The organism is Lysobacter changpingensis (genome assembly GCF_017308985.1).
GTDB classification, from domain to species: Bacteria; Pseudomonadota; Gammaproteobacteria; order Xanthomonadales; family Xanthomonadaceae; genus Lysobacter_J; species Lysobacter_J changpingensis.
In genome coordinates this window covers 1,154,139-1,171,793 of the sequence record NZ_JADWPE010000002.1, presented here as the reverse complement: position 1 = coordinate 1,171,793, position 17,655 = coordinate 1,154,139, and the positions used below count along the sequence as shown (strand labels likewise).

At 63.2% G+C, this 17,655-nt stretch carries 16 protein-coding genes; 3 read left to right on the top strand and 13 right to left on the bottom strand.

Annotated elements, in window-relative coordinates:
* Both I4U41_RS07020 and I4U41_RS07015 read left to right on the top strand, forming a co-directional pair.
* Positions 1-776 (top strand): tyrosine-type recombinase/integrase (locus I4U41_RS07020; protein ID WP_320415144.1); only part of this gene is annotated, 776 nt, incomplete at its 5' end.
* Between the two features lie 794 nt (positions 777-1,570).
* Positions 1,571-1,927, top strand: a complete 357-nt coding sequence (locus I4U41_RS07015) for a response regulator (RefSeq protein WP_206860363.1) — start codon at positions 1,571-1,573, stop codon at positions 1,925-1,927.
* A gap of 5 nt (positions 1,928-1,932) precedes the next feature.
* On the opposite strand, the gene I4U41_RS07010 is transcribed toward I4U41_RS07015, so the two are convergent.
* The 4 genes from I4U41_RS07010 to I4U41_RS06995 all read right to left on the bottom strand — a co-directional run bounded on the left by I4U41_RS07010 (position 1,933) and on the right by I4U41_RS06995 (position 4,757).
* Positions 1,933-3,048 (bottom strand): sensor histidine kinase, encoded by a 1,116-nt coding sequence (locus I4U41_RS07010; RefSeq protein ID WP_206860362.1) that lies wholly within the window; start codon positions 3,046-3,048, stop codon positions 1,933-1,935.
* Between the two features lie 181 nt (positions 3,049-3,229).
* Positions 3,230-3,427 carry a hypothetical protein gene (locus tag I4U41_RS07005; RefSeq protein ID WP_206860361.1) on the bottom strand — a complete coding sequence of 66 codons (198 nt, stop codon included), beginning with the start codon at positions 3,425-3,427 and terminating at the stop codon, positions 3,230-3,232.
* Between the two features lie 219 nt (positions 3,428-3,646).
* Positions 3,647-4,039, bottom strand: coding sequence for a hypothetical protein (locus tag I4U41_RS07000; protein ID WP_206860360.1), 393 nt, complete (start codon positions 4,037-4,039; stop codon positions 3,647-3,649).
* A gap of 25 nt (positions 4,040-4,064) precedes the next feature.
* Positions 4,065-4,757: an SOUL family heme-binding protein gene (locus I4U41_RS06995; RefSeq protein WP_206860359.1), complete on the bottom strand. Its 693-nt coding sequence runs from the start codon at positions 4,755-4,757 to the stop codon at positions 4,065-4,067.
* A 963-nt stretch (positions 4,758-5,720) separates the two neighbouring features.
* On the opposite strand from I4U41_RS06995, the gene I4U41_RS06990 reads away from it, so the two are divergent.
* Positions 5,721-6,164, top strand: coding sequence for a fasciclin domain-containing protein (locus I4U41_RS06990; RefSeq protein WP_206860358.1), 444 nt, complete (start codon positions 5,721-5,723; stop codon positions 6,162-6,164).
* A gap of 1,351 nt (positions 6,165-7,515) precedes the next feature.
* On the opposite strand, the gene I4U41_RS06985 is transcribed toward I4U41_RS06990, so the two are convergent.
* The 9 genes from I4U41_RS06985 to I4U41_RS06945 all read right to left on the bottom strand — a co-directional run bounded on the left by I4U41_RS06985 (position 7,516) and on the right by I4U41_RS06945 (position 17,635).
* Positions 7,516-8,034 (bottom strand): hypothetical protein, encoded by a 519-nt coding sequence (locus I4U41_RS06985; protein ID WP_206860357.1) that lies wholly within the window; start codon positions 8,032-8,034, stop codon positions 7,516-7,518.
* A 766-nt stretch (positions 8,035-8,800) separates the two neighbouring features.
* Positions 8,801-8,998: a hypothetical protein gene (locus I4U41_RS06980; protein ID WP_206860356.1), complete on the bottom strand. Its 198-nt coding sequence runs from the start codon at positions 8,996-8,998 to the stop codon at positions 8,801-8,803.
* A 425-nt stretch (positions 8,999-9,423) separates the two neighbouring features.
* Entirely contained in the window at positions 9,424-9,750 is a 327-nt protein-coding gene (locus I4U41_RS06975) for a hypothetical protein (protein WP_206860355.1), read from the bottom strand.
* Between the two features lie 1,680 nt (positions 9,751-11,430).
* Positions 11,431-12,072 carry a nucleotidyltransferase family protein gene (locus I4U41_RS06970; RefSeq protein WP_206860354.1) on the bottom strand — a complete coding sequence of 214 codons (642 nt, stop codon included), beginning with the start codon at positions 12,070-12,072 and terminating at the stop codon, positions 11,431-11,433.
* Positions 12,073-12,079: 7 nt separating this feature from the next.
* Positions 12,080-13,120 carry an XdhC family protein gene (locus I4U41_RS06965; protein ID WP_206860353.1) on the bottom strand — a complete coding sequence of 347 codons (1,041 nt, stop codon included), beginning with the start codon at positions 13,118-13,120 and terminating at the stop codon, positions 12,080-12,082.
* Positions 13,121-13,133: 13 nt separating this feature from the next.
* Positions 13,134-15,341, bottom strand: a complete 2,208-nt coding sequence (gene paoC, locus I4U41_RS06960; RefSeq protein ID WP_206860352.1) for an aldehyde oxidoreductase molybdenum-binding subunit PaoC — start codon at positions 15,339-15,341, stop codon at positions 13,134-13,136.
* Positions 15,338-16,294 (bottom strand): FAD binding domain-containing protein, encoded by a 957-nt coding sequence (locus tag I4U41_RS06955; RefSeq protein WP_206860351.1) that lies wholly within the window; start codon positions 16,292-16,294, stop codon positions 15,338-15,340. Before I4U41_RS06955 ends, paoC begins: the two co-directional genes overlap by 4 nt.
* A complete protein-coding gene (paoA, locus tag I4U41_RS06950; RefSeq protein WP_206860350.1) occupies positions 16,291-16,941 on the bottom strand; it encodes an aldehyde dehydrogenase iron-sulfur subunit PaoA in 651 nt (216 codons plus the stop codon). Before paoA ends, I4U41_RS06955 begins: the two co-directional genes overlap by 4 nt.
* A 262-nt stretch (positions 16,942-17,203) precedes the next feature.
* Entirely contained in the window at positions 17,204-17,635 is a 432-nt protein-coding gene (locus I4U41_RS06945) for a helix-turn-helix transcriptional regulator (protein ID WP_206860349.1), read from the bottom strand.
* Positions 17,636-17,655 lie beyond the last annotated feature (20 nt).

The window sequence follows — 17,655 nt, the reverse complement described above, 5'->3', positions numbered from 1 at the left end:
GGCATCAGCGCCGTTTCGCCCGTGGCCGTCGCGAAGCAATCGCGCTTCCCGATGTCCGCTATGGGTCGAAAGCGGACATTAGCACCGGGACGACCATCTGCGCCGAGGTGACTGCCGTCTGGAGTCAGGTGCATCGTCGATCTCCCGCCTGGGAGTTGGACATGGACATGAGCGACAACTTCGTCCCTTGGAACAAGGGCAAGATCGTTGGCCGGAAAGCACCGCTCCGGCTCCGCGACATATGGGCCATTAGGGTGAGGCTTCAGCTCCGCGGCAGCTGCCGAGAACTAGCGCTGTTCAACCTGGCCATCGACTCGAAGCTTAGAGCCTGCGATCTGCTTTCGCTTCGGGTGCAAGACATCTGCCACGGCCAGACCATCGCGACCCGAGCGACCGTGCTTCAGCGCAAAACCGGGCGTCCGGTCTGCTTCGAAATTACTAGTCTGACGCGAGACGCTATCGCTGCGTGGCTAGCGGCCCAGCGGATTGGCGGCAACACCTTTCTTTTCCCGAGCCGCATTCGACAAGTAGCCCATCTGTCGACGCGGCAGTACAGCCGTATCGTCCACCGTTGGGTCTCGGAGGTCGGCCTCGACGGCAGCGCGTATGGCACCCATTCTCTACGGCGTACGAAGGCGGCACTAATCTACCGCCGGACGAAGAACCTCCGTGCAGTTCAACTGCTCTTAGGCCACACAAAGCTGGAGAGTACTGTTCGCTACCTTGGCATCGAGGTAGACGACGCCCTTGAACTGGCTGAGCAGACTGAGGCCTAGGGTCGACGCAGCCAGCGGGCCGTGATGGCCTGCTGGTCGCCATATCGCGCCGGTGATAACGTCCGCTTTCGACCCAAAGCGGCCTTCAAAGCCGTCAAGCTGAACGGGGATCGCGCGAACAACAGACGGCCTCAAAAAGACGATGGCGGGCAAAGACCGGCGCGTGTCTACGAGCTCGTAACCGATTTGGTTCTAGCGTGAGCAATAGGGAAGAGTGCGCTTGCTTCGGGCAGGTGACGCGATTGCCGGCCCGGAGAACGTACATGCGCATCTTGTTTGTGGAGGATGAGGGGGATGCTCGCCTTCTCGTTGCTGACGGACTCCGACTTGCCGGCTTCAGCGTACGCTTGGCGGAGGACGGAGTTGTCGCTATGCAAGCACATCGAGAAGACACTTACGACGGGTAGTGACCGACGTCAGCATGCCCAACGGGGTGAGCGGAATAGAGGTCGCTGAAGAGGCGCTCCGGCGCGACCCGTCGGCGCGCGTCCTAATTGTGTCGGGCTACGCGCGCGGGCAACTGCCCCCGCTTCCTGACGGCGTAACATATCTCCCCAAACCTTATCGTTTTCCACAGCTGATCGCAGCGTTGAATGCGATGCTGAGTGGCGCAGCATAACCAGATCCATGTGGCGCCAGTTTGATGGATGGAGGCATGGGTTCGTCTGTACTCCACCGCTTCGTAGGACGGTGAAGAGCCTCCTCGACGAACGAGCTATAAGCTGAGGGCTACTTCGACCAGTTGCTCACACTGCATGTGGGAGCGTCGAATGTCCCACTGGGGGCAGAGAGGCATGCAGATTCTACTCGTCGAGGATGACAAGGAAGTCGCGGAGAGCGTTGCGGACGCGCTCGCTGTCCTTGGACACTCTGTAAGCCATGCATCGTCGGTTGTTGAAGCTCTCAAGCTTATCGATGTGACCTGCCCCAATGTCGCGGTGCTAGATGTGGACCTTGGCGGCGGCACCAGCGCGGATGTGGCATCCGTTCTGAATGAGAGATCGATCCCGTTTGTCGTTGCCAGCGGCCAACCTAGAGCCGATACGCCGCTTGAGATGGTGGGAAAACCGCACCTGCGCAAGCCATATCTGATAGATGACCTTGAGCGGGCCCTGGATCTGGCCTGCCCAGCTCGCGGCAGCACGTGCTGAGAAAGTTAAGCTTGGAGCGGAATTCGAACGGTGAAGGTGGTCTTCCCTCGCGCTGATTCGCCGACCACCTCGCCCCTATGCGCCTTCACGATCTCTCGGACAATGAAGAGGCCCAGGCCGAGGCTCGTACGTTCGCCGCTTGTCGCCGGCTGCAGGCCTCGTCGTAGAGGGTTGAACAGTTCGTCCAGTGAGGAAGACGGGAGTGGGGCGCCGCGATTGCGTACCACAAGTTCAACGCCCCCGGCAGTTCGCGCTAGAGAAACCAGAATCGCGGACCCACCCTCGCCGTATTTGTAAGCATTGCCAACTAGATTCGCTAGCACTTCGCGCATGCGTGAGGCGTCAAAGCTGCCGCGAACAGGCCCCGATCTGTAGAACCTGATCGTCGCTTCGGGAAGTGCTGTGCGCAGCAGGTCGATTTCTTCGCTAAGAACCTCACTGAGGCAGCATTCCGAGCGCACAATGCGCACTCCGACGCCGAGTTGGGTCCTGCTGTAGTCAAGAAGGTCGTCAAGCAGCTTGCTCATGCGCATCCCGCTGCGGACGATGCGTTGCGTCTGCTCGGAGTAGGGGCCATCGCGCGTCATCCGGGACAGCAGGTCCGAAGTTGTCACGATGACACTCAAGGGCGCGCGGAGATCGTGTCCGAGAACGCCGAGGAACACCTGGCGCCAAGACTCTGCTTCCTTCGAAAAATACGAGACGGACTCTGAAATGGCCTGATCGATAGCTTCGTTGAATCGGATCATGTCGTCGAACGACTGCTTTGAAGGCTCATGCGCATCAATCCATAGTCGAAGCACTGCAGCTCTTAGAGCTCTGTACTCCGCAACCATTTGATTGATGTCGAAGCCGCCCTTAGCCCTCAACATGCCGTGGGTGCTTGCAGGGGTCCGAGGTCCATCCAGTACAGATACGCGGCCTTCCGATTCAAGCAGCTGTGCCTCGGTGGACTGCTTCGTTCGCAGGTCTGCAACTACGGCCAACAGAATTTCCGGGATGTGATCCCTCAGCGCGGTTTCGTCTAGGTGCACGCCGTGGGGAGCCTGCGTTGCGGCAAACGCCTGCGCCCCATCGGCAATTAGACAGACGTTTTGTTCGATGAAGTCGGCAAGACGCATTACAGACTCTCCCTCCGGGGCCGGCTACCCTGACACGGGCACGTGACGATCAGGTCTGCGCCGATGAGCTCGCTTATCGGGTGGGGCGTGCTCGGCAGGGAAGTTGACGTGGCTGACCCCGTTGGTCGTCGCCACGCAATGATCGGCGCATTGCCGCGACCCGCCTACTCTCAGCCGGGCGTCACCACGACTCCTCAATCTTTTCTCGGAGCAACTGGCTTGCGCTAACCAGGCTGCCGGACTGGTCTGTTAGCTGGCGCGATTTCTGGCGGTGCCAGATGAGGGCGTCGCGCTGTTCGGCGAGCTGAGCGAGCGCCTGCACGAGCCGCGCCGCGGCGTCACGTTGGTCTTCTCGCTCCGAGTTCAGGGGCGCCGGCATCTGACCCTCCTGCGGGCAAGGTAGCCGGCCGATCGTAAAAGCAGTGCAGAAGAATGATTGGCGTTCCGCAAGAGATGTCAGCTAATGGCCGCGCTCTGCCATCTGCGGGAAAGCAAGCCTGGCTGTCTGGCCGGCAGCGGCAACGTCCAGGTGACGCGAGAGCCCAGCACTTAGCGCGTCAGCATCCGCTAGCGCAGAAGGATGCGGTTTCGGCGAGGGTCATCGCAGGACCTCCAGGCCGTTGTAGCGCTCGCGCCAATCGCGCAGCGGCCTGGCGCGGAGACAACTATCCAAGGAGAATTGCTTCGCATTCCGAATGTCCGATGCCAGGAGTGCAATCAGGTTGGCGCACTGCTGACGCAATTGTGTGTCGCTATGCGTCACCTTGTTGACCGCGGCGAGGAGCTCTTCAAGGGTCAACAAGTTCCCATCCGCGACTGGACTAAGCCCCTTTCGCAGCCTCATCGACACGCGGGCGAAGAGATGGCTCGCTTCATCGCGGTGCGACAAGAAGGGCAGCCCTTCGTTCTCGGCGCGCTGCAATGCCAAATCGTCCTCAGTGACCGGGCGTAGGAAACTTCGATCTCTCTTTTCATTCGTGAAGATTTGCATTTCAGTTCTCCGGAGCTTACTGCGGTTAGGCTTGGTTTGCGGCTGCACCGTCGCTGTTGCATGCCTCGTCGACCTTGGCCGAGACGACAATCTCCGTCTCCGAGTTCGCTACACGGACATGAACTTCATTCTTCTTGAGATAGGGAATAGCAAACGCCTGGTCGTAAGTTGCCCAGTACACCTGATCGTCTACCGACCACCGTGACCCTGACAGTGCTTGCATTAGGTCACGCTTAGCAGCGGTGCGGCTCTCCTCCGTGTCAGCACCGCGGTATCCAAGTACGGCAACCAATGTTTCCGGCGATTCATGGACTCTTACCGTCGGATCGTCCGGTAGCGGTGCCTCCCCAGCGGCCAAGTTGTTGGAGAGGAAGAATGCAACTCTCCAGCCGTGCCTCTCGCGCATGCGTAAGGCGCTGGGGAACATCGTGGACTCGTCGTCGCCCTGGTACGTCGGATAGGTCATCTCCATCTTCTCTAAGGCTTCGTTGTCACCGTAGATGTAATCCTCTAGCTTCTCGCGTGCGACACGCACCGCCGCGTCATGGCTTCCGTCCGCAGAGGTATGCACAAACAAGGCTGGGGCGTAGCGCCTGATCTCCACGGGGCCGACGAGGTCCTCCATTCGGTAGGCTGGCCTCGCGTCGAGTCGGATGCCGAAGAACCTCGGTATCGACTTTAGTACGTCTGTGAACAACGGGGCAGTTGCACCGTTCATGATGATCTCCGTTCAGCCGTCGCCGCGGCATCGTCGGAAAACGAACCCGTAACACGGCGGCGATGGGTGTGTGATGCAAATGGCCCGCAGCGCCAACGAGTAGCCAACCCGACCGACATGGGGCGCTTGAGCTCAGGGAAGGTAGGAGCGGGGCGTGCTGTGCGGCCGGATGGCCAGTACGACGTTGCGCCGTAGTGCCATTGGAGCGTGCGCCAACGGCTGTTACTAACTCGTGACTTAAAGAAGCGGTCCGCCTTCTTTTCGGTCAGCGTGAGACTATCAGTGGCCGGGCGCCGCGTTACGGCGTGGGTCGATCAATATGGAGGAACTTGCGGAAGGATTTGCGCCGCAATGATGAGGATCGAAGGTTTGCAGTCATTCGGCTCGAATGTGGATGCGTGAATGCTAGCGTTGGCCACCCGTCGCGAACGGGGTCTGGCAGCTGCGATCGCCGATCCAGCATCAGCGACCCGATCGCCTGTATGACCTGCGATACGAACATTTCGATGAGCGTTCTCATGGTTGATCTCCTCAGCCCCGAGATTGGCTGTTTTGATTCGAGGTCACAGCCTGGGGGGCTAACACAACTGAGACGGAGCGCTAAATGCTCGCAACCTGCAGCACTATGCGCTCATTTCGTCGAATGACTGAGGCTTCTACCAATAACGTTCATGCTGGAGACGGCACCAACATGCATGGTGATCACTTTCCTGGTTGTTGAGAGCAGCCGCGGCGCGTGGCCAACCAAGCACCGTTCCGCGATGAACCTTTAGGTCACGCCTAACTCACGCTCAATGGCGCACGATCCTTGTGCACTGCGACGCAACGTCGCAACGGCCACTCAGCCGCGCTGCAATTCCACTCCTCCTCCGCACTGAGCCCCACTCGCCCCGCTTCCAGCGGGGTCTGGCTTCGGCCGCCCTGGATCCGCAAGAAAGCGGACCATAAAAAAGGCAATCCTGTATGAACACCGTAACCAACATTCCCAACAGCAAGAATCTCGTCGACACCGCCGCCGCCAATGGGTCCTTCAAGACTTTTGGCAAGGCGCTTGATCGCGCGGGCATGACCGAAACCCTGCGCGGGGCGGGCCCCTTCACGGTGTTTGCACCGACCGATGCGGCATTTGAGAAGCTTCCGGCTGGCAAGCTGGAAAGCCTGTTCAAGCCCGAGAACAAGGAAGAACTCGTCTCGGTGCTGAACTACCACGTTGTCAGCGGCCGCAAGACCACGGCCGACGTTGGCAAGTGGGAAGCGGCTCGGACCGTCAACGGCCAGTCGGCCCCGATCATCTTGAAGGACGACCAGCTCAGCATTGATGGAGCGCTGGTCACCTCTGCCGACATCGGGTCGAGCAATGGTCTGATCCATGGTATCGACAAGGTCAACATGCCGACCAAGCAGTAACCGCCAACGGGTGTCAACGAGAACGGCGGGGGCTTCCCTCGCCGTTCTTCTGTGCCCTCATCTTCAGAGTGTGAGCCGCGCTTCGAGAGCGGCCTAGAACAAGACTCTTACCACTCCACTGGCGGGGATACAGCATGGCCGCTGCTGGTCCACTGGATCTCGGCGCATACGGGCATGAGCGAGGCCTCGTACGGAAGAAGAGTGTGCATCAATGACCTCCTGGGTCTAACGTGCGCTGATACGGCACGAGTCCGACACCCGGCTCGCGGAGGCTCTTCACGTCGGAGCGCCCGCCGTCCAAAGCTGGTGACAAGGGAAGAGGAATCCGGGTGCGGCCTGGCTGAAGCTTGCGGAACGGGCTGAGCTCCCGCGGGCGGCCTGGTCCTTGGCACGACTTGTGAGTCGCATCACCGGATCAAGAGGCGATGGCGGTATGGCGGCGGGTCGCCGAGGAGGCCCATCGCGCCGAGCTGAAACTACAATCGTGGAGAACACGGTTCGGCATCGGAGCATGAGCGGCAGAATTGATGAGCTGGTCTTCGCTCCCGTCACAGCCCCGCACGTATATGAGGGTGTGCGACTCCCTAAGAACTACGTGATGAGGTCGGTTAGGTGAATGTACTGCTTGTAGAAGACAACAAGGATCTCGCTTCGTGCGTCGCCAATGCGTTGTCGCACCTTGGCCACACAACGGTCCTTGCCTCAACCATTGATGAGGCCGGAACCTTAATTCGCAACGAGGAGCTCATTGACGCAGCCCTCCTGGATTTCGATGTCGCAGGTCAGAAAAGCACCGGCATCGCACAGCTCTTGGACGAGCGAAATGTCCCGTACGCCATGACGAGCGGTTACGCCCGCAGCGATATGCCTGCAGGATTATCGCGAAAGTGGCACGTTCGAAAGCCCTACGATTTGAGTGACCTCGAACGCGCACTAAGGTTCTGCAGCGTGTCTCAGACCTCCAGCTCTGGTTCATCGGTGAGGCCGGCGAACGGGTACAGGGTGGGCGCGCCCTCGTAAGCCGGTGAGTGATTCCAAAGGCAGGCGACCAACATTGGCTCTGCCATCTCCGGTGTGAATACCAGCGCCCGGCTCCCGCCGTTCGGTCCTTCCATTTAAGGTGCATGCGATCCTGTGCCTGCGGCAACCTAATCGTAGGGTGCGGAAGCTTCCGTTGGCGGCCTAGGAATGCCCTCAGAACCTTCGCTTCTTGCCCGAGGCGGATAGTCGCCGGGGTTCTACGATCTCCGTCGGGGCCGTGAACTGAAGCTTGCCGGGCACTGGTTTGGAGTCCTTCGAGGGCGTGGTGAGCGTGTTTACGCAGCGTGCTGATCGTTGCCGACGTTGGTGGTCAACTGATTGGAGTGTCCATGCGATCAATGTTGTGGCGCGCCTCTTCCAGGACCAACGCGTATGCGCCGATCGCGCCCATTACAGAACTAGGTAGTCCCGCTAAGAACATTCGCGCGCTAATCCTCAGCTCATGCCGATTGGATATGGTCACTGCCGCGGTCCAGGATGCCCCTAAGGTCTCCCTGCGAAGCTCGACACGGATCTCGCGGCCACGGTATGCGCAGGGGCCGTTGTTCCAGACCACGCCCTCGCTAGACAGCCCCCCTGCATCAAAATCACCGTTGTGATAGCGCCGCCGCAATTCCTTGTTCTCGAATGCGCGACTGCTAGCATCCAATAGCTGATTCTGCCACCAGTAGCCGAGGTCGCTCGGAACCTCATCCATCTGCGGCACCCCGGACACTGCGAGATTCCAAGCGTTCCAATGCTGCGGGGTGTCGGATGTTTCATTTGCTGCACGCAGCATTGCTGCGTCGATCATTTCGATCGCGCCAAGCAGATCTGTGCGCGTCTTCAAGAGATCTCCCTGCAGTTTCCTACCCAGCGGCGATCTCGCGGGTAGTGCAACCCCCGGTGCGGGGATTGGATACTGATGCGGCCCTGGGCTCGCAGCGCCCCGCCGGCCGATCGGACTTTGACATCGCGTCGCAAATGAGAGTGCGCCCTCGTGCGTGAGGTAGGGGTGACCTCACGCAGCCGTGAGGGGTTCTCGTGGACGAGCGGAGCTCATCCGGAAGGTGCAACCATTAGCGCGACTCCCGACTTAGGCTGACACATTGTCAGCTCCGAAGCCGCCGCATACGATCTCGCGAATGTCCGGGACGGGTTGCTAGCTCTCGTCACCAAGTGACGCGGATTGCCCAGTCAATCCTAGCTTCTCAGCCACGACGTCTATGGCAGTGTCGGTCATCGTGATGAGGGTTCGCGACGTATCAGCGTCTGATGCCAGCTCGAGCGGGAAGCTTCCGGCCGAAGCCTGCAGGCGAACCTCGAAGGGGCTTGCGGGATGTCGTACGAACCAAACTCCGCGATCGTCAGGGCTCAGGTGACGAACACCCAGTTGCGAAACTGTGAGACCCGGGTACCGGGCACAAAGGGCATGAGTGACAACGTCAATGTCGCGCATCAGCAACCCCGCAAGGCATGAGCCTGGGGCGCTCCTTGAGGACTAACACCGCTTGTCCTCCTCATAGAGTTGTCTCCGTTTCGCTCCGGTCGCTTCGGCCCGAGATGAAGTGGACCAGAGGCGCGAACGGCCATTCGCCGAATAGTCCAGTCATCCATTAGGGTTTGCCGCCGAGCGACTTGACTATAAGCCCCTGCTCGTAGACAGCCTGCGCCAGTTCCGTCATTCGAACCGCGAACTCGCGGCCATTAACGAAGAAGATGGTGAACTTTCCGCCGCCATCCGACGTTGGCTCTACGACAGTCATGTGGACGATGTGGCGGGGGTTGATCCAGTTTTCGCCTAGCTTGATCAAGAGTCGTTCCTTACGAAGTAGATTCGTCCGCACTCACTCGTGCGGTTTGCTGTGACGATCATCTACTCAGACGACGATACGGGACAACTGCACGGCTCGCTCGTCACCACGTTGTTGCCCGCCTTCAGTGTGTCGAGCGCTGTGGTATCTGCGCCGTTGCGAAGTCTTCGTAGCTTCGATCGGAATCCAGTGCTTGCAGGGTTGCCGATACCCGCTCGAACTCCTCCCGTGTGAGATCGCGAACGATCACCTGAAGCTCCGGCGGACTCATCCTGCCTTCGGCCCTGGACGTCCTGAACCGCGGCAGTAGCCTATCCTTGGAGAGTAGAGCGAATCGCTTATCGTCAGTCACGTAGACGCGTCCGCACTCCCGCAGCATCTGCGCAGTCACATCGCCTGGAGTCGCGCGGAGAGACATCGGAGTATCAGCTCTCGACCGCGAGCGCCACTACGGCGGCGATGCCTGCCAAGACCGTGCACCAATACGCCAACAGCAAGATCGAGCGATAGCGAGAGCAGTAGCGTGTACCCGCTTCGTCTATGCTGTCCATATATTCTCGCGTCAGCAGATAGAGCATCGTGCTGCGCGCGCTTAGGACGGTGCGATCGTGCCAGCGAGTAGGCTGAGCCGCGTGCATCCACTGTTCAGGATGCCGCAACTTCAAGCCCCTCAGAAACGTCATCCATACGATGGTTTCAATTGCGATCGCGCTCGCAAACAGAATGCAGGCGCTGACAGTTACCGGCTTCATGGGCATTCTCGTGGCAGCTCCATTACACGCCAGCGGGGGCTAACGGCATCGGCGAAGCGATTCAGCTTCGCCGATGGCCCCGTTCGACTCGAACCGTGAGGCTTGGCCGTTCTTATGGCCTAGAGCGCTTTATGCGCGTGCGCTGAAGTAGTTCGGTCTGGAGAGTTGATGATGTCTGCAGTGTGCTCTGACTCTCGTGACCATGTCGTTAGGGATACCGGCCAAGGCTAAGCAAAGTAGGCCACCGCGCGATTCCAGACGGTGCCAACCGGGTACCGTACGGGGTTGATCGGCCGCTGATCCTCAACTACATCACAGCGATTGTCCCGATCATGCAGTTGCACCTTTCGCAAGCGCCGGATTGTTGGCACTACAACCGCCAACGGCTTAGTTGTCGGGTGTGCTTGGTCACGTCCTCTAAGCGTGGAGAAGTCACCTGTTGGATGTCCGCTTCTGGCCGTTAGCGGACATTCCGAAGGACTGGGAGGCGGTCGGTGGTGCCCGCGTGAATGCAGCTTGCGGCCTGCCACGGCGTTAGAACCATCGCCGCCACGCGAGCGAAGGCAATGTCCGCTTCGACCTTCAGTGGTCATTTGCGCGGACATGGCGACGCCGTCTGATGACGCGTGATCGTCCACATCCCCTGCCCGGCCAGCATTCCACGCAACGGGCTGACTGCCGACGCCGACACGCCTGCTGGCAGGACCCGCCCGCGATCGTAATGTCGCGCCCGACCCATAGCGGCCATGGGCACAATCGATGTGAGCTCAACAACGGACTGGGGCAAGGAATGAAGCTTGTGTATCTGATCGGCTTGGTGCTGGCATGTGTCGGTCTGTTGACCCAATGCGCGATCCATTGGTTACAGGCGGACGCGTTACGGCGGCCCGGGCACTTGTTTCGCTGGGGGCGGTGGTTCAGTCGGCCGGCTCCGTGATTCGACGCGGCCGGTTCATGGGGCCGACCCACGGCGCGGGCTTGCTGTCCCGCGTGTCGAGTTTGGAGCCCGTTGCGACGGGCCGTTTGGTCCGATGGCCGAGCTCAAGGCTCGATGTGTCGAGCTGTTCCGTCGATGTGCCGAGCTCGGATCTCGGAACTTCGAGCTGCTCGCTTGGCACGCCGCGCTTCGAGCTCCGTACTTCGAGTCATCTGCTCCGCATGCCGGGCTTGGAGCTCGGCATGACCAGCCATTCGCTCCGGGTGTCGAGCGCGAAGTCCGGTGTTTCGAGCAGATTGCTCGGCGTACGGGGCTCAGAGCCTGGCTTTCCGGGCTCAATGCATTGATTGCGGAGTTCTGGCCTCAATAGGCCGTGCGGGTTGCTCCGCTGTTTACGTGGGCTGATGAGCAGTGGCGATTCCGTCGGCCCTGCCGCCAAACAGGGTGACGGACGACGCGAGGTTGGCGGACCGGTCCAAGATCGGCGAGCCTTGCGACTCCCTCGCGGCACCCGCCATCAGCGAGTGCGCTACACGCAAGGCCCATCAAGTCGCGGTCGCAGCTGATGCTGAGCAGACACTGCGGCCGTACTCGCAGGCGAAGCCATAGCGCAGCGACGGTCGCGATCGCATCCGTAGTCGAAGCCGCAGCCTCGCCACCATCAACGCGATAGCGCCGACGTTCATTGCGCGCGCCGCGATGCGTGAGCGTGACGGGTCCCGGGTGCGCTTCGCTTACCCGGGCTACAAAGGCGACATGTCGCGATGGGGTTCGTTCGTCGCGACGGGGTCCAGCCATCCGGCTGCGACGGCGTCGTGCAGGTCCGCCGGTGTGTCGATATCCCGGGCGAGTTCCGGGGCGTGCAGCCGGAACACCGCGTCGGGGGCGAGGTCGCGCAGGCGGTCGCGGAAGCCGTGGTCGCCGGTCGCCTCCATGTCCGCGAACCACGCGCCGGGGACGACGGCGGGAACGCCGATCACGCGTCCGGTGTCGGTGGCCGCGCTGTGCGACACGACGCTGCATGCGCCGGTCAGCAATGCATGTAGATGGTGCGATTCCAGGGCCGGCTGGTCGCAGGCGACGATCAACGCCAACGCATCAGCGGGCACGTGCGGCGCGGAGCTGCGCAGGCTGCCCGCGATGCCCGTGGACCATCCGGCGTTCACGACGATCGTGCAGGGCAGGTCCGCGAGTTCGTCCGCGAATCGGTCGTGACCGGCGCCAAGGACGACGACGATGCATTCGGCACCGGTCGTCGCGACCAGCCGCACGGTGCGGTGGATCACCGTTTCGCCGTCGCGTCGGAGCAACTGCTTCGGCTGGCCCAGGCGCGAGCTTCCACCTGCGGCGAGCACCACGCCGACGTGCTTCGCGGGTGTGGCCATCGTCGGCTTACGCGCCCGCGTCGTGTCGCCACGCCTGCATCTGCGCGGCGATGCTGAGCGCGATCGTCTCCGGGCCGCGACCGCCCAGGTCGATGCCCACCGGCGAACGCAGGCGCGGCTGCAATGCGGCGCGCTGTTCCGGGCGCAGCAGCTTGAACAAGTCTTCCTGCCGCCGCACGGGGCCGAGCAGGCCGATGAACGGAATCGTGGATGCGGCCAGTGCGTCAAGCGCTTCGCGGTCGAGTTCGAAGTGATGATGCATCACCAGCACCGCGTCCACGTCGCCCGCCTGCACGAGCGCGTCGCGTGGCGTCGCGTCGAGCAGCATGGCGGCGTTGCGCAGCCGGGCGAGCGCCGCATCGTCGCGCCATCGCGGCCGGCGTTCGGCCACGCGCACGCGCCAGCCGAGTTCCCGCAACAGCGGCACCAGTGTCGCGCTTTCCGGGCCTGCGCCAAGGATCAGCACGTCCGGCGGGCGCGGGATCGAGACCGACCATCGTTGCGCGGGCCACGCGACGGGCTGCGCATGCAGCGACCATTCGCGATGAAGCGTCGATGCCTCGATGCGAACGACACCGCCGGCCGTTACCTCCAGCATCACGTGTGCATGGCCCAGCAACCAGCGCTCCAGCACCGACTCGATGCCCGCGAGCTCATGCAACGGCAGCAGCGCCATCCGCAGACGTCCGCGACATCCCACGGCCGATCCGCTCAGCAGCGATTCGTCGGCACGCGTGTCGATCTCCAGCCAGCCGATCGTGCCGCTCGATGCTGCGGCGATCGCGCATTGCTCGATCTCCGGCTCCAGGCATCCGCCACTCAACCAGCCCACGTGTCCGCCTTCGCCGAAGACCGCCATCGCGCCCGTGCCTGCGTACGTCGAGCCTTCCGTCTCCAGCACGGCCGCCAGCACCGCGCGCTCACCGGCGCGAATGCCGCGAAGCGCCGCGTCGATGATGCGGATCGCATTGCCGCTGGCAACCTGCACCGATGCGCCTGATGTGCGCGACGCGTCGTGCGCGGGCGAGGCGGTGGAGACGAGCGTCATGGCACGGTGTTCCTCAGGCCGGAAGCGTCAGCTTGGCGAACAGCTTGTCCAGCGTGATCGGATAATCGCGCACGCGCGCACCCGTCGCGTTGTAGATCGCGTTCGCCACCGCCGCGCCGACGCCGCAGATGCCCAGCTCGCCCACGCCCTTGGCCTTCATCGGCGAGGAGATCGGGTCGGTTTCATCCAGGAAGATCACCTCCTGGTGCGGGATGTCCGCATGCACGGGCACTTCGTAACTCGCCAGGTCGTGGTTGACGAAGAAGCCGAAGCGTTTGTCGACCGCGAGTTCCTCCATCAGCGCCGCGCCCACGCCCATCGTCATCGCGCCGATGACCTGGCTGCGCGCCGCCTTCGGGTTGAGGATGCGTCCCGCCGAACACACCGCCAACATGCGGCGCACGCGCATTTCGCCGGTGATGCGGTCCACGCCCACTTCCGCGAAGTGCGCGCCGAAGGTGGACTGCTGGTACTGCTTGTCGAGGTCGCCGTATTCGATGCGGTCCTCGGCGACGATCTCGCCGTCCTTCGCCGCGTCCGCCAGCGCGACGCGACGCGAACCGGAACGCACCTGTTCATCGACGAACTCCACCTGCGCCGGGTCGAAGCCGAGCTTCGTCGCGATGGCCTCGCGCAACTTCACGCACGCCGCGAACACGCCCGCCGTGGAATTGTTGCCGCCCCATTGCCCGCCGGAACCGCAGGAGATGGGGAAATCCGAATCGCCCAGCTTGACCACCACGCGATCCAGCGGCACGCCCATCATCTCCGCCGCCGTCTGGCCGACGATGGTGTAGCTGCCGGTGCCGATGTCGGTCATGTCGGTTTCGACCGTCACGATGCCGCGCGGGTCCAGGCGCACGCGCGCGGCGGAGGGTTGCAGCAGGTTGTTGCGGAACGCGCCGGCCACGCCCATGCCGACCAGCCATCGGCCGTCGCGCACGGTGCCGGGCTTCGATGCGCGGCGGCTCCAGCCGAAACGATCCGCGCCCTTGCGCAGGCATTCGACGAAGTTGCGCTGCGAGAACGGGCGCGTTGGATTCTCCGGATCGACCTGCGTGTCGTTGACGATGCGGAACTGCACCGGGTCCATGTCGAGTTTTTCGGCCATCTCGTCCATGGCGATTTCCAGCGCCATCAACCCGGGCGCTTCGCCGGGCGCGCGCATCGCGTTGCCTTCGGGCAGGTCGAGCTCGGCCAGGCGCATCCGCGTCATGCGGTTCTCGCCGGCGTAGAACAGGCGCGTCTGCTGCACGGCGACTTCGGGCTGCCCGCCGGGCAGGTCGCCGTTCCAGCTTTCGTGGCCGATGGCGGTGATCTTTCCGTCGCGGTTCGCGCCGATGCGGATGCGCTGGATCGTCGCCGGCCGATGCGTGGTGTTGTTCGCCATCAGCGGCCGTTGCAGCGCGACCTTCACGGGGCGCTTCGCGGCCCGCGCGCCCAGCGCGGCGAGCAGGACGTCCGAGCGGATGAACAGCTTTCCGCCGAAACCGCCGCCGATGTAGGGCGAATCCAGGCGCACGTTCTCCTTGGGAACGCCGAGCGTCTTCGCGAGGTCGCCGCGACTCCAGTTGATCATCTGGTTGGAGGTCCACACGGTGAGCTTGTCGCCTTCCCACGCGGCGATGGTCGCGTGCGGCTCCATCATCATGTGCGACTGGTCGGGCGTGGTGTAGGTCGCGTCCAGCTTCACCGGCGCCGATGCGAACGCGCCTTCGAAATCGCCGACGGACGTGTCGGGCTTGGGGTCCTGTTTCGGCGTCGGAGCGGGCGCCGATTCCTTCGCGGCGGCGAGGTCGAAACGTCCCTTGCCGCGCGTGTAATCGACGCGGATCAGGTTCGCCGCGGCGCGCGCCTGTTCGAAGGTCTCGGCGACGACGATCGCGATGGCCTGGTGGTAGTGGTCGATCTCCGGCCCGCCGAGCAGCTTCGCCGTGTTGAAGTTGCCCTTGCCCAGTTCGCCCGCGTTCTTCGCGGTGACGATGGCGAGCACGCCGGGCGCCTTGCGCGCGGCGGTGTCGTCGAGCAGCGCGATGCGGCCCTTGCCGATGCCCGCGCCGACGATGTAGCCGTACGCGACGTTGCGCGCGACGTCGTGGCGTTCGTAGGCATACGGCGCGGTGCCGGTGGTTTTCAGCGGGCCGTCGATGCGGTCGGTCGGCTTGCCGACGACCTGGCCCTTGTCGATGGGATTGGTGGTGGCGGGCGTGTCGAACTTCATGCCTGGCTCTCCCCGTCGATCAGCACCGCCGCGATGGTGCGCTCCACCAGCGGTCGCTTGAACTCGTTGTAGCGGGTGGTGCGCGCGCCTTGCAGCAGGGCTTCGGTCGCGGCCTTGGCGCCGCGCGGCAGTTCGCTTTCCGCCGATTCCACGCGCCACGGCTTGTGCGCGATGCCGCCGACGGCGATGCGCCCGCGTCCGTCGTCCTGCACGATCGCGGCCACCGACACCAGCGCGAACGCGTACGACGCGCGATCGCGCACCTTGCGGTACACGTGCCGACCGCCGACGGGCCTGGGCAGCGTGACGGCGGTGATCAGCTCGCCGGGCGCGAGCACGTGTTCGATGTGCGGTGTCTTGCCGGGAAGGCGGTGGAACTCGGCGATGGGAATCGAGCGTGCGTTGCCGTCGGGCTGCACGGTGTCCACCGTCGCATCGAGCACGCGCATCGCCACCGCCATGTCGCTGGGGTGCGTGGCGATGCAGTCGTCGCTGGCACCGACGATCGCGTTATGACGGCTGAAACCTTCGAGCGCTGCGCAGCCGCTGCCGGGGCGGCGTTTGTTGCACGGCTGGTTGGTGTCGTAGAAGTACGGGCAGCGCGTGCGTTGCAGCAGGTTGCCGGCGGTGGTCGCGCGATTGCGCAGCTGTCCGGACGCGCCGGAAAGCAGTGCGCGCGAGAGCACGGCGTAATCGCGACGCACGCGTTCGTCGGCGGCCAGATCGGTGTTGCGGACGAGTGCGCCGATGCGCAGACCGCCGTCGCGCGTCTGCTCGATCGTGTCGAGACCGAGGTGGTTGATGTCGATGAGATGCGCGGGCGTCTCGATCTCCAGCTTCATCAGGTCCAGCAGGTTCGTGCCGCCGGCGATGAAGCGCGCGCGTGGATGATTGCTGGCGGCCGACGCGGCTTCGGCGGGGCTTCGCGCGCGCTCGTAGGTGAATGCCTTCATGCCTTCACCCCCGCGACCTCGGAGATCGCATCGACGATGTTGGAGTACGCGCCGCAGCGGCAGATGTTGCCGCTCATCCGCTCGCGCAGTTCGTCGGTGGTGAGCCCTGGTCGGGCGGTGAGATCGGCCGTGACATGGCTGGGAACGCCCGCCTTGATCTCGTCCAGCACCGCGACCGCCGAACAGATCTGCCCCGGCGTGCAGTAGCCGCACTGGTAGCCGTCGTGCTTCACGAAGGCGCGCTGCATCGGATGCATGCGTTGCGGCGTGCCCAGGCCTTCGATGGTGGTGACTTCGCTGCCTTCGTGCATCACCGCGAGCGACAGGCAGGAATTGATGCGGCGGCCGTCGACGATGACGGTGCACGCGCCGCACTGGCCGTGGTCGCAGCCCTTCTTGGTGCCGGTGAGATGCAGGTGTTCGCGCAGCGCGTCGAGCAGGGTGGTGCGCGTGTCGACGTCGAGTTCGTGCGCCTTGCCGTTGACCTTGAACGCCACCTTGGCGCTGGCCGGTGCGATGTCCTGCGCGTCGTCCGTCTGCGCGGCGACGACGGTGCCGGCCGGCATCACGCCGGCGGCGACGGTGACCGCGCCTGCCTTGAGCACTTCGCGCCGGGTGGCCCGCAGGCCGCGTTCGTCGAATTTCATTCTCTGCCCTCGAACCGGTGGAGAAGGGGGGCGCTTGGCGACACGATGGGTCGCGGCCGGCTCCCCTGCTTAGCAGAGGCATCGCGAGTACGAAGTGAATTCGGCGTCAACGCGGGTTTGTTACAGGTCCGCGTGCGAGGACGGCCTGACGAAACGTTCCTCGCCGAGGCGCACAGGAACATCCGGGTGCGACACATGGCCGCGCCCGGATCAGCAGGCGGGTATCAAGGTGGGAGCGGCTGGCGGTGCCAGCGGTCCCCGATCAGGAAAGCGCGTCGACGCGCGCCCGGGCTTCCTTCTTGCCGAGGCCGCGCAGGCCGGCGAGCTTGGGCAGCTGCGACTTGCGCGGAACGGACTTGCCCTGTTCCCAGTGATAGATCGACTGGCCGCTCACGCCGGCCAGCTTCCCGAAGTCGGCGGCGGAAAGATCCAGCCGGGCGCGCAGCGATTGCAGGCCCTTGGCGCTGAAACGCACGCGCGCGGGCTCCTCTTCGGTGCTTGCCGCAGCGGCGGCCGGGGCCGCTTTCGACGCCTGCCTGAGCCTGCGTTCCAGCTGCACGACCTGCCGCTTCAGCTCGGCGATTTCCCTGCGATAGGTGCCACTGGCTTTCCGTAGCGCTTCGACTTCCGCACGTACTTCCTTGCGCGCGAGCCTAGAGATTTCAGCCTTCAGTACAGAGCCCAGATTCGGCATGTCCGATCATCACCCAAGTA